The organism is Serratia sp. 2723 (genome assembly GCF_050434425.1).
In the GTDB taxonomy this organism is placed as follows: domain Bacteria; phylum Pseudomonadota; class Gammaproteobacteria; order Enterobacterales; family Enterobacteriaceae; genus Chania.
Window position 1 is genome coordinate 130,128 of record NZ_JBNDIN010000007.1, and the last position, 14,981, is coordinate 145,108.

The following is a 14,981-nucleotide window of genomic DNA, read 5'->3' on the forward strand; positions in this document are numbered from 1 at the left end:
CCATAATTAAGTCCGAATCAATACGCCCAATGCGCAAGCGCCTTGGGGATAACAATCATGTTCGGGTTTGCACAGCTCGGAATAACTTAGAGAGGGGTGCTGCCCGCCGTATTCGGCAAGCAACAAATCACAGGAGATTGGTCAACTTGCCTTTATTATTTCGCTACTACTGCAACTGTCCAATTGGTTTTCTCCACGGTAATTTTGGCTGGAGTATAGTTACATGAGGTTATGAAGTAAAGGTGAAAATATTAAACAAAAGATAAACCGAATATTACCCTTATTTAATGACTGTTATAGGCACAATAATATAAGGGGGCTAATCGGGCGCAGTGTGCGGCCCCCTACGATACGAGCTGTTGCTGTAACCAGTTCAGTAACGCCTCCACCTCAGGCGTCAAACCGGCGGCTTGTGGCCATACCAGATAGACATCGTTATCGTTCAAATGCAGTGCGGCCGCCAGCGGCACCAAGCGCCCTGCTGCAATCGCATCCTCCGCCAGCACGGCCTTCACCAGAGCAATACCAAACCCCTGCTCGGCCGCACGTAGCAGTAACCCTGCATCGTTGAACAGCGCCAACTGTTGCCCACCGCCAATTTTCCCTACGCTGCTAAACCAGCTATGCCAGGGAGTCACGTCATGCTCAAGCAGCGGAACCAGGGGATCTCCAGCATCAAATGCCTCCTGCCATTGCCTGGCCAGCGCCGGGGCCGCTACCGGCAGCACGACTCCAGAAGCGATACGCTGCGCCTGAACGCCTGGCCATTGACCATCACCAATGCGGATCGCGGCATCGAATCCTTTGCGGCCAAGATCCTGTATCACCAGCGAGGCGTCAATATCCAACCTGAGCCCAGGACAAGCACGATGAAACTCCGCCAATCTGGGCAACAACCAGTAATGCGCAAAGGAAGGCAGCACGCTGATGCGCAACATCTGGCTTTCCGCTATCCGTCTGGCCCGGTCAACGCCCTGTTGCAAAGCGAGTAAGGCAGGCTCAGTAGCCGCCAAAAGTTCGCGCCCCGCAGCATTTAGCCGAATCCCACGCCCGGAGCGTTCAAAGAGTGGATAACCAATAGCCTGTTCGAGCAGTTGGATTTGTTGGCTAACGGCACCATGAGTCAGGCTGACGCGTTGCGCCGTGGCACGCAAATTCTCCAGCCGGGCGGCGATCACAAAGGTTGGCAAAATATGCAGAGGAAGACGCTCATTCATTGCTGGTTAGCCTTGCTATCCAAAAGGGCCATTTTTTATCGATATTAGCACTAATCAGGTTCACCTATAGTGCAAACATACTGACCCCTAACCCAAGGCATGACCATGCACCCACGTTTGCAGCAGGATCTCGACGATTTACCCCGCATTCTTGACCATACCAACCAACTGGCGCAGGGCTTCCTTGCCAGCTTGAGCCAGCGCCCGGTATGCCCGCCCTTGACCGAACAACGGTTGCAAACCGGTGACGATCGGCTGGCCGAAGAGGGCTGCGGGGCATTAGCGGCGTTAGAAGCGTTTTGGCAACGCTATGAGGCTGGCCTTTCCGGCAGTGCCGGGCCGCGTTACTTTGGTTTTGTCACCGGCGGTAGCACCCCTGCGGCACTGGCTGCCGACTGGTTGGTTAGCACTGCCGACCAGAATAGCCAACTGAGCCATGATACCGTGGCGGCAGCGATCGAGTTGGCGACGATTGAGCAACTGAAAACGCTGCTGCAATTGCCCGCCGGCTTCAGCGGTAGCTTCGTCAGCGGGGCCACCATGGCCAACTTCACCGGGATCGCCATCGGCCGCCAGTGGTTAGGGCAACAGCGCGGGATCGATGTAGCACAGCTTGGCCTGGCAGCCTTGGGACCGATTCAGGTCCTTTCCGCCAATGCCCATGCCAGCAGCGTGAAAGCGCTCAGCATGCTCGGTATTGGGCGTGACGCTTTAAAGTCTATCGCCAGCCAGGCTGATTGCGAAGCTATTGATATCGAGGCGCTTGAACGTCATCTTGCCGCCACGCCGGATGTCCCGACGATAGTGCTTGCCAGCGCAGGCACGGTAAACACTGGCGTTTTCGACGATCTGCCCCGCCTGCTGGCATTACGTGCACGCTATCCCTTCTGGTTGCATGTTGATGCCGCCTTTGGGGGGATCGCGGCCAGCTCCCCTCACTTGGCCCATCTGCTGGACGGCTGGCACCAGGCGGACTCAATCACAGTTGATGCGCATAAATGGCTGAATGTCCCTTATGACAGCGCCATTCAATTTACCCGTCATCTGGCATTGCAGATGCAGGTGTTCCAGAATCACTCGGCCTATCTGGAAGAACCCGCGTTGCGCCCAGACAACTATTTGCACCTGACGCCTGAGAACTCGCGGCGTTTTCGTGCCCTGCCCTTGTGGATGGCATTGAAAGCCTACGGCAGCAGCGGTATGCGGGAGATCGTCGAACGTAACGTGACGCTAGCGCGCCGCTTAGGTGACGGATTGGCGGCCAGTGAAGGCTTCCGCCTGCTGGCCCCGGTGGGCCTGAACATCGTGTGTTTTGCGCTGAAGGGCGTCACAGGCGATGCCACCGCCGCACGCAACCGCTTTATCGATCGCCTAGACCGGCACGGCGTGGTGCGCTGCACGCCCACCCGCTATGCGGGTCAACCGGGTATCCGGGCTGCCTTGGTGAATTGGATGACCGAAGAGCAGGATATTACTCTGGCACTGGCATCAATGCAGGCTTGTCGGGCCGAACCCTAAAAATCGCGAGGCGTTGTTTCTGCTGGCCGTCGGTAGCAATATTCAGCGGAGATAGCCAGGCGGTAAACGCCTCGCGCAATAACGGCCATTTACCATCGATGATGGATAGCCAGTCCGTGTCGCCGTTGCGTCTCTTTCTGGTCATCGCCTGACGAAAAGCAGAAACGCCCTTGGAGACTCTGTTTTCCCGCTTCACCCGCAGGTTGCCAGCCCTCAAGCGCTGCACCAATGGGGTGCCCAAACTGATAGTGATCCACCTGGCCTCCTGATTGATAAGTTGAAGTCGCACTTGGCAGCATTACATTCGCTCTGCGCACCAAGATACGTCAGGAAAACCGATGTGTCGCCGCGTAAGTTATTTACCAGCAAATAGTTTCAAAATGAAACAATTCATATAAGTTATTTAATTAAAGGCAACATGGTTAGCAGAACTACATATTGTTGTTAGGTTTTTATAATTAATAGCCCCACCAATTTCGCCAATAGGACCAAGAACCGTTACCATTTGCACCAATACATTGATACAATCAATTGATTAAGCAAACTTAATGGCGTTTACTGATGGAACAGAAGCAGAAAAATCAATCAAAAAATGCCAATTCAGGCGTCACCGCGAGCCATAAGACAAATTTAAGAATTATCCGACCAGTAAAAAATAGTACCAAGATGAAAATACCTGGCCTTGGCAACACATTTAAGGCTGACTACCTAGCATCTACTGATATTTACAGCCTCAACGTAGCCATGGGGCATAATATGTCGACTTAAGCTAAACTAATGGTTTTGATAGATTTAAAAATATAATTCGAAAATACGTTGAGTCATGCCGGTTTTATTGATAGAAAGTTGCATTCATAAAATGTGATTTTTTTATAACTTTTAGCCTTTATCTTCAGGCTTTTCTTTTTATAACCGCGTGGAAACGGACTTAAGCAGGGGGGCTTTATGCCAATAATTATTATGGATTCATGCAGTTACACCAGATTAGGATTAACCGACTACCTGACGTCGCACGGTATGAAAAAGCGTCAGATTAGCTCAGTCAATCATATCGACGGGCTGCATGAAAAATGCACCAAACTTAAGCCAAATATGGTATTCCTGAATGAAGACTGCTTCATTCATGAGGCGAATGCGACAGAAAGAATAAAACGCGTGATCTCTCTTAATCCCGATACTCTATTCTTTATTTTCATGGCCATCACCAACGTGCATTTCGACGATTATTTATACGTCCGCAAGAACGTAATCATCTCGTCAAAATCGATTAAACCGCAAACCATGAGCCAGTTGCTTAACCACTACCTCGAAAGAAAGCTGGTTCGCCCGGAAAAAAGTTCGCTGGATCAGACTCCTGTCACACTAAGCCAAACCGAGTCAAACATGCTGCGCATGTGGATGTCCGGCCAAGGCACCATCCAGATCTCCGATCAAATGCAGATCAAGGTGAAAACCGTTTCTTCCCATAAGGGAAACATCAAAAGAAAGATCAAAACGCACAACAAGCAGATCATCTACCATGTTGTCCGCCTGACCGACACCCTCACCAGCGGCATTTTTGTCAATAGCCGCTGATAGCCGTTGCGACCAAGTAAAGCGACAGCGGAACAGGGTGGCTTAGAGTGCGATAGAAAAATGCCCGTTTTCAGCGGCAATGCTGCCGCTGCGGGTATTTTGGCAGGCTTTCAACATCGCATCACTGTGCAGCTGGGTTTCACCCCCCCCACCAGACCAGCGGCAAGGAAAAGAGTTAATCCTGTTCAGCGCTGCGCAGTTCTACAAAGGTGCCATCTCGGCTATCGATCTCATTAAAGAACCACACACCCGCCGGGTAATCCTCTAGTGACACCAGATACATCGTGCCTTCACTAAACACTTCAACTTCCAGCACTACCCCTTCCCGACGAGGGCCGCCGTCGGTCTTTACCGTCACCAGATCGTTAACTTTCATTCTCTACCTCGTTATTTATCACGGATATCAGTCTATTACAGTTGACGAAAAGAACCCACTATTGCGTAATGCTTCTCAGTTAAGTAGAGGCCCATGGCACAGCGGTATACTTTACGTGATGCCCCCTGAACCATCATGCAGCGATGACCATTCAAGCTTAGCAGAATGTAAGGCTGGTCTTTCAGACCTCCAGGCATACCATCCTGAAGGGTTTTCCGCCTCCGGGCTCAAATCGCAGACACAAAAAAACCCGCCTTGGCGGGTTTTTGTTAATCAGCGAGAGGCCGATTAGATAGCGGTAACGTTAGCCGCTGACGGACCTTTAGCACCGTTCTCGATAGAGAACTGTACGTTCTGGCCTTCAGCCAGGGTCTTGAAGCCTTGATCCTGAATTGCAGAGAAGTGTACGAACACATCTTTGCTGCCGTCTGCAGGAGTGATGAAACCAAAACCTTTAGACTCGTTGAACCACTTCACTTGACCTTTGATCATGTTAGACATGTTGAATTCCTTCAATAAAAAATTTAAGCCACCATGGGCATGAAATAGCCGGTCATCAGTTACTTATGGAGGCACTAGAAAGGAAATTCGTCAGTGAAGAGCTATCAAGGATAACGCTTTAAATTTGAACTACTTTACTCAAAATGTCGTGCATAAATAGGTCTGTACCACAGGCCGAGAATCATTAACTCATGTTGGACGTATAATAGCAACTCTTTTTAACTCGTAAGGCTGGAAAGGGGGAGCGAACGCACAGAATTTGCTCCCCCCTGGCGAAATTATCGGCGTTATCTTGTGGATTTCACTGACAATGGTGGTAACGCAGCGCCACAAAATTTACAAAACTTGGCTTCGGTTTCGTGTCCGCCACGGTCGCATTGCACACAATGGCGCTGTTCCCGATAGCGCTGCATCTCCTGCGACATGTAGGCGGTCAGGATCCCCGTAGGCACGGCAATAATCGAATACCCTACCAGGATCAGCACCGAAGCCAGCATTCGCCCCAATGCCGTGTGGGGCACAATATCGCCGTAGCCCACGGTGGTTAACGTGACTACCGCCCAGTACATCGATGTACCAAGGCTGGTAAATCCACCACTGCCTCCCTCCACCGCGTACATCAAGCCACCAAATACGCACAGCATCACGCCGACAAAGCCAAAAAACAGGGTCAGCTTATGGCGCGCCAGCTTGATACTGCGCCAGACAATGCTCATCTCACTCATGTAGCGCAACAGTTTCAACACCCGCAACACGCGCAGGATCCGCAATACACGCAGCAGAGCGATATACTCCACCGCCATATGCGGGAATATCCAGATGATATACATCGGCAACATCGTCAGCAGATCGACAATGCCGAAAAAGCTGATGGCATAGCGCTCTTTACTCGGCGTGCACCACAGCCGCAACAGATACTCCACAGTAAAAAGAGTGGTGAAAAAGACCTCCGCCAAAAACAGCTGATAAAGCACTTGAGCATTGGGGGTATACAGCGAGCTGCCGCCGGGTTCGATAAACAGCAGCAACACACTGAGCAGCGCCGTGCTCACCCAGAATAGCTGCATCCTGCGCCCAGTACGGGTTTGATGGTTGAACAACAGCTGATAACTCCGCTGGCGCAGGGACTGTTTCCGTTCTTTATTGGTCATAATCCGATGTCTGGTCAAAAGGTTTACGCCCATACTAAATCCGAACCTGCGCGCCACCAAATTTAACCCGTGACAGGGTCATGAGAAAACGCGCGCCAAGCCGCAGAATGGCTCAGCGTCATATTTTCATCACAAAAATGTCACAGACCAGCCATATGATGGCTAGCGATGATCCGTTCCGGGTTAACACCAAGGATTTCGCTAATGAACACCATAAAAGCCATTAATCACCAGCAGGCAGAAACGCTGATCCGCTCCGGATCGGCTAAAAAGATTGAACTGGCCTATGATATTGACAGCGACGATTTTTTCCAGCTCGCCAGCCTGTGGTGCGATCAGGGCGCCAAGATATCCAAAGGCAAAAAGCACTTTATCGTATCGCTGAAAGGTTTTCGTATTCCGCCAAACGACTGACCCTCTGTGGCGGTATCTCTGCCTGTATAGACAAAACCGCCCTTTCGCACACATGCCGACTCTGTTATCCCTATAAGATAATCCAGCCGGGGATACCCCGAATACGCAGATTGGTCTAGGAGAACAGCATGTCAGCCAACGCACCACTACCTGAAAACATGAAGGTCATCGAAATCAGCCAGCCGGGCGAACCAGAGGTTCTGGTAAGTGCGGAGCGCCCGTTGCCGGTATTGGCCCAGGGTGAAATACTGGTGAAAGTCGCTGCCGCAGGCGTCAACCGCCCAGATGTTATGCAACGCCGTGGGCAATATGCCCCACCTCCGGGTGCCTCGGACATTCCCGGGTTAGAAATTGCGGGTACGGTGGTGGCCGTTGGCGTTGGGGTACAACGCTATGCCCCCGGTGACGCCGTGTGTGCGCTGATCGCCGGTGGGGGCTATGCCGAGTACTGCAAGGTGCATGAAAGCAATGCGCTGCCGGTCCCCCAAGGCTTCAGCATGATAGAAGCCGCTGCCATGCCAGAAACCTTCTTCACCGTTTGGGTCAACGTATTTCAACGTGGCCATCTCCAGGCTGGGGAAACCGTGCTGATCCACGGTGGCACATCCGGGATTGGCACGGTCGCCACCCTGTTGGCCAAAGCATTCTGTGCCTATGTCATCACTACCGTTGGCTCAGAAGAAAAGCGTGAGGCCAGCCTGGCATTGGGCGCCGATGTCGCCATCAACTACCGCACCGAAGATTTTGTCGAACTGACCAAAACCGCCACCAATGGAAAAGGGGCCGATGTCATCGTCGATCTGATCGCGGGGGATTACGTGGAGAAGAACTACCGTGCCGCCGCAATGGACGGGCGTATCGTACAGATCGGCACGCAAAACGGCGTAGTGAAAGAACTGAACCTGATGCCGCTGCTGCTTAAGCGCCTGACCCATACCGGCTCAACGCTGCGGGCGCGCAGTGTGGAAGATAAAGCCCGGATCGCTGCCGAACTGGAGCTGAAAGTGTGGCCGTTGCTGGAACGCGGGGAGTTAAAACCGCAGATTTTCCAGACTTTCCCGCTAGAGCTTGCCGCACAGGCCCATGCCTTGATGGAGTCGAGTGCGCATATTGGTAAAATTATGCTGACGCTGTAATAACAACCCTCCGGCCAGAAACCGGAGGGCTAGGCTGTGCCCCTCAATTAATTAAGGGACACAGCCTCATATCAGCCGAACAGTTTACCTTTCAGCAAATCCATACCGGCGCTCATCAGATCGCCGCCCTGTGGCTCCTGGCCATTGGGTGACAGTTTGTCAGTGAGCATCGGCAAATACTGGGCAATCAGGGCAGAAGCCTGCGCCGGATCGATCCCCAACTTACCGGCCAACTGTGCAATGGCATCGGAGCTTAACGCCTGTTCAACGTGTTCACCGCTGATTGGCTGATTTTCACCCGTGCCGATCCAGGAGGCGACCACGTCCGCCAAATTTCCCTGGCGGAACTTATCCAGAATGGCTGGCAAACCCCCTTGCTGCTCAACCCACTGCAAGATGGCGCTGTAATCCATACCCTTACCACCGCTCAATGCCCCGACTAACCCATCCAATAATCCCATCGCTATCCCCTTATCAAACGCTGTACGCTTGTCGCATTTAAAAGAAAAGGGCCGCCGCAGCGACCCCAGTAGATCGAACCCGGCTTAGCTTCTGATCTTTCTGTAGACAAAAAGCACCACCAGAGCACCGATAACGGCAACCACAAAGCTGCCCAGGTTAAAACCATCAACCCGGCCCATACCGAAGAAGGTACTGATATAGCCGCCGACAACCGCCCCCACCACACCCAGGATCACGGTCATGATAAAACCGCCGCCGTCTTTACCCGGCATGATCCACTTGGCCAAAATACCGGCGATTAACCCAAAAACGATCCAGGAAATGATACCCATTTTTACTCTCCCTCATTGACCCGTTGCCCGAACTTGCTGGCAATACCGTTATCGAGGCGTTTTCCGTCAGCGACCACCCCCTGACAGAATTAACGTCTCTGTACCTTAGTACTATAGTCAAAAATCAGCGAGTTACCTAACTCTTATAGTCTGAAAAACTGCACGTAAAAATTGCGCAACTTTCATCAGGTTGTCATAATGCGTGATGATAATCAGCTATACTGAATAATGCTCAACTGAACGTTGATCGAGGATGGCACCGTGAGCAACCCCTCTTTCATGCTGTTTTTGGTTTTAGTCTATGCCTTGGCCGCCGTGTGGGATGGCTCCGCCGCGCTGTTGTTTATGTGAAAGTAGCCGGCCAAGCAATCATTAACCATTCCTGGCTATGACTTTTATTCTATTTTGATGCTCCTCGGCCCCGCAGCAATTCTCCATCATGCAATCTTTCGCCCCACTCTCGGAGGCATCAAGGTCCATACTGATACAGTTTCAATGAGTTATTATCTGTCACATGCCATCTTGCCGAGCATCAGCTCCAAGAGGAGGAACTATGTTGATTCAACCTTATCTGTTTTTTGCCGGTAACTGCGAGCAAGCGGTGAATTTCTATGCTCAGCAGCTAAACGGCAATATAGAAATCATGATGCGTTATAAAGATATCCCGGCAGAGGAGCAGCAAAATGGTCCGCCCAATGCCGATCCTGAGTCGATTATGCATGCCAGGCTGGTGATCGGGGATAACGTCATTATGGCATCGGATGGATGCCCGGCCGACCCAGGTGGGCCGACACATAGTGGGTATTCACTGTCGATCCACAGTGAAAACGTCGAGCAAGGTGGCGAGGTATTTAACCGGCTAGCCCAAGGTGGCAATATCACCATGCCTTTCCAACCGACCTTCTGGGCCAAGGGCTTTGGCATGCTGACCGATAAGTTCGGTGTCAACTGGATGGTCAATGTCGAATAGCCGCACGGTGCAGTGCCTTGCTGTGAGGATAGGCACTGCCCAGCGCTAACGATGCCAGCTAGAAGCTACCAGTGAGAACAAGACAAACAACACCAGCAACAATACCAGAAAGCGTAAACGGGTAATATACCGCCAGTGTCAGTAAAACCTGCATCATAGCGTCAGATAGTGCTGCCATGCGCCTCCCTGGTACCAATTTATGCTGAACATATCCTGGAAATATAACGGAACATGCAAGATGGAAATATAAGGGTTAAGATTGTTCACAATCCCCGTACCCAACTGATTCCATGACAGGAATGCTATGCTAGCCCCCCAGCTCCCGCCCCAAAAACATCCATTACCCGGGAAAAACAAAAACTCGCCGCTACTCTATCAGGCGGGCGTGTTTGTGATTATCGTCGTGCTCACCCTGATCATGTTCAATGCCTGGCAAATCTGGAACGCTCATCAACGCAACCTGCAAATAGCTGGAAATGACTCGGAGAATCTGGCCCGATCGTTAGCGCAACATGCCGAAGATACCTTTGCGCAGGTAGACAATAACCTGATCGATCTCAGCGAGCGTATTGAAACCGATGGCTTAGGCGAACCCCAGCGTTTACGTCTGCAAAAAGTCATGCAGACTCAGGCCAGTCACTTCCCGCAACAGCACGGCAGTTTTGTCTATGATGCCCAAGGCAACTGGATCATGACGTCCAACGGTAAAGCGCTCAACCGTGCCAATAATGCTGACCGGGCGTACTTTAAATATCACCTCAGCCATAACAATAATACGATTTACATCGGTGAAGTGATCCGCAGCAGATCGAGCGGTGATTTGGTTATCCCGGTGTCGCGCCGCCTGAACCATGCGGACGGCAGCTTTGCCGGCGTGGTGATTGCCACGCTATATGTCAATTATTTCCGCCAATTTTACAACACCTTTGCCCTTAACAACGACGCCTCCCTCAGCCTGGTGCTGGCCGACGGCACCATTTTGTACCGCCGTCCATACAATGAGGATACCATCGGTAAAAATATCTCCCGCAACATTTTGTTCCGCGAAGTTCTACCGCACTCCCCCTTTGGCAACGTCACCTTGGTTTCACAGTTCGACAATGTGGAAAGGGTTTATGGTTATTCGCAGGTGGAGCGTTATCCGCTGGTGATCACCGCCGGGCTGTCGAAAAAAGACGTTCTGGCCGACTGGCGCAGCGATGCATCACTATTTGCACTCGGTGGAGGAGTTCTGCTGTCCATACTGCTGGCCCTTGGGTTGGTGCTGATACGGCAGATCAACCACAGCGTACAGACCGAAGTCGAGCTGACACGTACCCGCGACCAGTTGACGCAGATGAATCATACGCTGGAAGAACTGGCCCTGCTGGACAGCTTGACCGGCCTGGCTAACCGCCGCCAGTTTGATATCGCGCTGAAAAACGAAATGACACGGGCGGCACGCAACGATCGCAGCGTAGCCTTGTTGATGCTTGATATCGATTATTTTAAACAGTTTAACGATATCTACGGCCACGTGGCTGGGGATCAATGTTTACAGCAGTTGGGCCGCCTGCTGCAAAGCATGGTCAACCGCTCTGGCGATCTGATGGCGCGTTACGGCGGCGAAGAACTGGCGATTATTCTGCCGGATACCGATCTGCAAGGCGCAATAGCCTTTGCCGAACGGGTTCTGGAGAACATTCGCCAACTGAAAATCGCCCACACGGGCAGTCCGCTGGGAATTATCACTGCCAGCATCGGTGCCAACGCTAAAGTCCCACATCCGTATAACGACACGCCGCTGAGCCTGGTCAGCATGGCGGATAACGCCCTGTATACGGCGAAAAAAGGCGGTAAAAACCGGGTTTGCAGTCTCTAGTCAGGCTTGCTGCTCAACTACGGTTTCACCCTGCTGTTGAGAGAGCTGGTAATGCGTGACGGCACAATGTTCGGCAATCAAACCCGCCAGTAGCGGGGAATGGCTGGTGACCCACAGTTGGCTGTAACGGCTGGCTTCGGCAATCAACTGTGCCAACGCGGGCAACAAATCCGGGTGCAGACTGTTTTCCGGCTCGTTCAATGCCATAAAGGCCGGAGGTCTTGGGCTGAGCATCGCCACCGCCAGGCACAGAAAGCGCAGCGTACCGTCGGAGAGTTCTGCCGCTTCAAGCGGCCGCAGGATCCCCTCTCGGTGCATCAACAGTTCAAAACGCCCCTGCGGCGCCTGCACCTCAAACTCTGAATCAGGGAAAGCCCGCAGCAGAATGCCGCACAATAAATTACCATTGCCAATCTCGAGGATGGTCCTGAATGCCGCCGCCAGATTGCTACCATCGTGAGCCAGCACCGGGGCACGGATACCAACCTGTGGGACACGCAGCGCTGACCCCGGCCAAACCGCAAACTCATGGTAAAAACGCCATTGCCGCAGAATTTCCCTGGCCTGTGATAACTCGGGATAGAGATGTGGATCGGACAGTTGACCAAATACCGACTCTTCCGCATACATTACGCCGGCGTAAGCCGCCCTCTCCCCCTGAATATTGGTGAGAAATGCGGTTTGATTGACGCGTTCCAGCAGGCGCATCGAATTGCGCCGCCCATGGCCACTCAGCCATAGCGACTCCTGCTTGACCAGTGGATCCAGCGTGAACAGGCTTGGCTCGGAACTCTCATCGGGAGGGGGAAACCCGAGCTGAATTTCGTAGTCAAACTCTTCCAGGGTAGCCGACAGGATCATCCGTTTGGGATCGCCGCGTTTATCACCCAAGCGCGCTCCCCCCGCCCACATCGCATTCTGGATGCCGCCTTCTTCTGCCAAGGCGGAAGAAAGCCGACCACCCGCCGCCTCGTGGATCAGCCGCACGGCTTTATACAGATTGGATTTACCACAACCGTTGGGGCCACTGATCACATTCACGCGGCCAAGGGTGAGCTGCACATTGCGGATAGAACGGAAGCCATGCAGGCTAAGCTGTTGAATAGTCATTGGTAGATAATTTCAGCAAACAATGGGGGCATCTTAACATGATGCCCCCGACGATCCAGCCTTAGTGCACCGTGTTGAAATCCCCTTCCTGGCGCGCCACCAGTGTCAGAATGCTGTACAGCGCCACGGCCTGCTGATGCTGGTTAAGTACCTGCACATCCCAGACCACCACGCCATGCGGGCGATCCTCGGCGGTTTTTTGCGGCTTGCGGATTTTCTTTTTACAGGTCAACCGCACCTGAATGGTGTCACCAATCTTCACCGGCTCGATAAAACGCAGGTTTTCCATGCCGTAGTTGGCAATCACCGGCCCAACGCCCGGATCGACAAACAGCCCGGCGGCGGCAGAAACCACAAAGTAACCGTGGGCCACTCGCTCACCAAACAGTGACTCCGCCGCACCGATCTTGTCCATATGCGCATAGAAGTGATCGCCGCTCAGGCAGGCAAAGTTGACGAGGTCGGCTTCGGTAATGGTACGGCGGGCGGTCAGCAAGCTTTCGCCCACCTGCAACTGCTCAAAGTATTTGCGGAACGGGTGTACCTGTTCCTCCACCACGTCGGCACCCCGTACCCATTCACGGCTGATGGCTGCCAACATCGACGGGCTGCCCTGGATCGCCGTGCGCTGCATATAGTGTTTTACCGCCCGCAGCCCACCAAGCTCTTCCCCGCCGCCGGCTCGCCCTGGCCCACCATGCACCAACAATGGCAATGGTGAACCGTGGCCGGTCGATTCCGTCGCTGCGTGGCGATCCAGCACCAACATGCGGCCATGGGCGCAGGCGGTGGCACGAATAAATTGTGACGCCAGCCCAACATCGGCCGTCACCAACGATCCGGCCAGACTGCCCTGCCCCAACAACGCCAGTTCAATCGCCTGTTCGCTGGTTTGATACGGCATCAGCGTTGCCACCGGGCCAAACGCCTCGGTGCCATGCACGGCCTGATGGCCGAACGGATCGGCGCAGTACAGCAAGGTGATCGGATAAAAGGCGCCTGATTGCGCGCTATCGCCCACCACCGCCAGCTTATCCAGCGTTGCGCCACAAAGTGGCTCACAGCCATTACGCAGCAAAAATTCCACCTTTTGCTGCACGTCGTCGCGCTGTTCCTGATTGACCAACGCCCCCATCCGCACCTGCTCCAGCTGTGGGTCGCCGATTTTCACGCCAGCCAGACGCTGTAACAACGCTTGCCGTACCTCGGCAATGCGGGCCGCTGGAACGATAATCCGCCGGATAGCGGTACACTTTTGCCCCGCCTTGCTGGTCATTTCCCGGCTGACCTCTTTGATAAACAGCGCAAACTCCGGCATCTCTGGCGTCACGTCCTCCCCTAGCACGCAGCAGTTTAACGAGTCCGCTTCCATGGTAAAGGCAATGGATTTTTCCAGCAGGCGCGGGTGTGAACGCAGCTTCTGCCCGGTTTGCGCCGAGCCGGTAAAGGTGACCGCATCCTGATAATCGAGGTGATCGAACATATCACCCACGCCGCCGCAGATCAGCTGCAACGCCCCTTCCGGCACCAGCCTGCTGTCAATAATCAGTTTCACCATCGCCTGGGTTAGCTGTGCCGAAGCGGTGGCGGGTTTGATGATGGCCGGCATCCCCGCCAGCCAGGTGGGTGCCAGCTTCTCCAGCATTCCCCAGCAGGGGAAGTTGAAGGCGTTGATATGCAGCGCGACGCCGGGGCGAGAGGTCAGCACATGGCGTGCGGCAAACTGCGACTGCTTGGAAAGAGGGATCAGCTCATCTTCCGGCCACAGCGTATCGTCCGGCAGTTCGCGCCCTGCCAATCCCGCATAGGAGAACAGCGTGGCGATACCGCCTTCGATATCAACCCAGCTGTCATTACGCGTGGCACCGGTTTGATAGGAGATCTGATACAGCGCTTCTTTATTGGCCAGCAGGTGTTTAGCCACCGCTTTCATCATCTGGGCGCGCTGCTGAAACGTCATCTTTGCCAGCGCCGTGCCACCCAGCTTGCGGGCATAGCTCAGGCTGGCGGCCAACGGCAACCCGTCGGAGCAGACCTGATACAAAGGCTCACCGGTAACGGCATGCTGGATCTCGCGGGACTGACCCTGACCGTACACCCAAGCGCCAGAAAGGTAACTGGTTAACTGCTGCATTTGCCCCTCCAGAATTCACAAATAGACACCATAAAGACTAATGATGTATCACATAATTTCCACTCTGCGCCAGATTAAAATTTAACAAAAGCAAAACAAAATCATCAAGACAATGAGTTAACACCAACTTACTCGCTAATCAGCAAAATTAATTACCAATAAAATCAATAGAATAACAAAAACAATTGTGATGCTCATCGCAAAACCACAGTATTTTTATTTGA

General features: G+C 53.1%; 16 protein-coding genes. 7 read left to right on the forward strand and 9 right to left on the reverse strand.

Annotation, left to right across the window (positions count from 1 at the left end; translation table 11 throughout):
• Positions 1–344: 344 nt before the first annotated feature.
• Positions 345–1,217: a LysR substrate-binding domain-containing protein gene (locus ABIE29_RS12880; RefSeq protein WP_429619172.1), complete on the reverse strand. Its 873-nt coding sequence runs from the start codon at positions 1,215–1,217 to the stop codon at positions 345–347.
• A gap of 105 nt (positions 1,218–1,322) precedes the next feature.
• Here ABIE29_RS12880 and ABIE29_RS12885 point away from each other — a divergent pair, with 105 nt between their 5' ends.
• Entirely contained in the window at positions 1,323–2,735 is a 1,413-nt protein-coding gene (locus tag ABIE29_RS12885; protein ID WP_429619173.1) for a pyridoxal phosphate-dependent decarboxylase family protein, read from the forward strand.
• Here ABIE29_RS12885 and ABIE29_RS12890 read toward each other — a convergent pair.
• Positions 2,689–3,024 (reverse strand): hypothetical protein, encoded by a 336-nt coding sequence (locus ABIE29_RS12890; protein WP_429619174.1) that lies wholly within the window; start codon positions 3,022–3,024, stop codon positions 2,689–2,691. The genes ABIE29_RS12885 and ABIE29_RS12890 overlap by 47 nt on opposite strands.
• A 272-nt stretch (positions 3,025–3,296) precedes the next feature.
• On the opposite strand from ABIE29_RS12890, the gene ABIE29_RS12895 reads away from it, so the two are divergent.
• Together ABIE29_RS12895 and rcsA are read left to right on the forward strand one after the other, a co-directional pair.
• Positions 3,297–3,503 (forward strand): hypothetical protein, encoded by a 207-nt coding sequence (locus ABIE29_RS12895; protein ID WP_429619175.1) that lies wholly within the window; start codon positions 3,297–3,299, stop codon positions 3,501–3,503.
• Positions 3,504–3,680: 177 nt separating this feature from the next.
• Complete coding sequence (gene rcsA / locus ABIE29_RS12900; protein ID WP_429619176.1) at positions 3,681–4,310, forward strand: transcriptional regulator RcsA; 630 nt, start codon at positions 3,681–3,683, stop codon at positions 4,308–4,310.
• A gap of 175 nt (positions 4,311–4,485) precedes the next feature.
• Here the strand turns inward: rcsA and dsrB are convergent, their stop codons facing one another.
• The 3 genes from dsrB to ABIE29_RS12915 all read right to left on the reverse strand — a co-directional run bounded on the left by dsrB (position 4,486) and on the right by ABIE29_RS12915 (position 6,338).
• Positions 4,486–4,686, reverse strand: coding sequence for a protein DsrB (gene dsrB / locus ABIE29_RS12905; RefSeq protein WP_248944454.1), 201 nt, complete (start codon positions 4,684–4,686; stop codon positions 4,486–4,488).
• 288 nt (positions 4,687–4,974) lie between these two features.
• Positions 4,975–5,187, reverse strand: a complete 213-nt coding sequence (gene cspE / locus ABIE29_RS12910) for a transcription antiterminator/RNA stability regulator CspE (protein ID WP_004946278.1) — start codon at positions 5,185–5,187, stop codon at positions 4,975–4,977.
• 287 nt (positions 5,188–5,474) lie between these two features.
• Entirely contained in the window at positions 5,475–6,338 is an 864-nt protein-coding gene (locus ABIE29_RS12915) for an ion transporter (protein ID WP_429619177.1), read from the reverse strand.
• 204 nt (positions 6,339–6,542) lie between these two features.
• On the opposite strand from ABIE29_RS12915, the gene ABIE29_RS12920 reads away from it, so the two are divergent.
• Entirely contained in the window at positions 6,543–6,752 is a 210-nt protein-coding gene (locus ABIE29_RS12920) for a hypothetical protein (protein WP_429619178.1), read from the forward strand.
• Between the two features lie 128 nt (positions 6,753–6,880).
• On the forward strand, positions 6,881–7,888 hold the full coding sequence (locus ABIE29_RS12925; protein WP_429619179.1) for an NAD(P)H-quinone oxidoreductase: 1,008 nt from the start codon (positions 6,881–6,883) through the stop codon (positions 7,886–7,888).
• 71 nt (positions 7,889–7,959) lie between these two features.
• Here ABIE29_RS12925 and ABIE29_RS12930 read toward each other — a convergent pair whose 3' ends face one another.
• A complete protein-coding gene (locus ABIE29_RS12930) occupies positions 7,960–8,349 on the reverse strand; it encodes a YidB family protein (protein ID WP_429619180.1) in 390 nt (129 codons plus the stop codon).
• Positions 8,350–8,433: 84 nt separating this feature from the next.
• Complete coding sequence (locus tag ABIE29_RS12935) at positions 8,434–8,682, reverse strand: GlsB/YeaQ/YmgE family stress response membrane protein (protein ID WP_021805741.1); 249 nt, start codon at positions 8,680–8,682, stop codon at positions 8,434–8,436.
• Positions 8,683–9,235: 553 nt separating this feature from the next.
• Here ABIE29_RS12935 and ABIE29_RS12940 point away from each other — a divergent pair.
• Together ABIE29_RS12940 and ABIE29_RS12945 are read left to right on the forward strand one after the other, a co-directional pair.
• Positions 9,236–9,652, forward strand: a complete 417-nt coding sequence (locus ABIE29_RS12940; RefSeq protein ID WP_429619181.1) for a VOC family protein — start codon at positions 9,236–9,238, stop codon at positions 9,650–9,652.
• Between the two features lie 304 nt (positions 9,653–9,956).
• Positions 9,957–11,513: a sensor domain-containing diguanylate cyclase gene (locus tag ABIE29_RS12945; protein WP_429619182.1), complete on the forward strand. Its 1,557-nt coding sequence runs from the start codon at positions 9,957–9,959 to the stop codon at positions 11,511–11,513.
• Here ABIE29_RS12945 and ABIE29_RS12950 read toward each other — a convergent pair whose 3' ends face one another.
• Entirely contained in the window at positions 11,514–12,623 is a 1,110-nt protein-coding gene (locus ABIE29_RS12950; RefSeq protein ID WP_429619183.1) for an AAA family ATPase, read from the reverse strand.
• A gap of 61 nt (positions 12,624–12,684) precedes the next feature.
• Complete coding sequence (gene paaZ, locus ABIE29_RS12955; RefSeq protein WP_429619184.1) at positions 12,685–14,757, reverse strand: phenylacetic acid degradation bifunctional protein PaaZ; 2,073 nt, start codon at positions 14,755–14,757, stop codon at positions 12,685–12,687.
• Between the last annotated feature and the right edge of the window lie 224 nt (positions 14,758–14,981).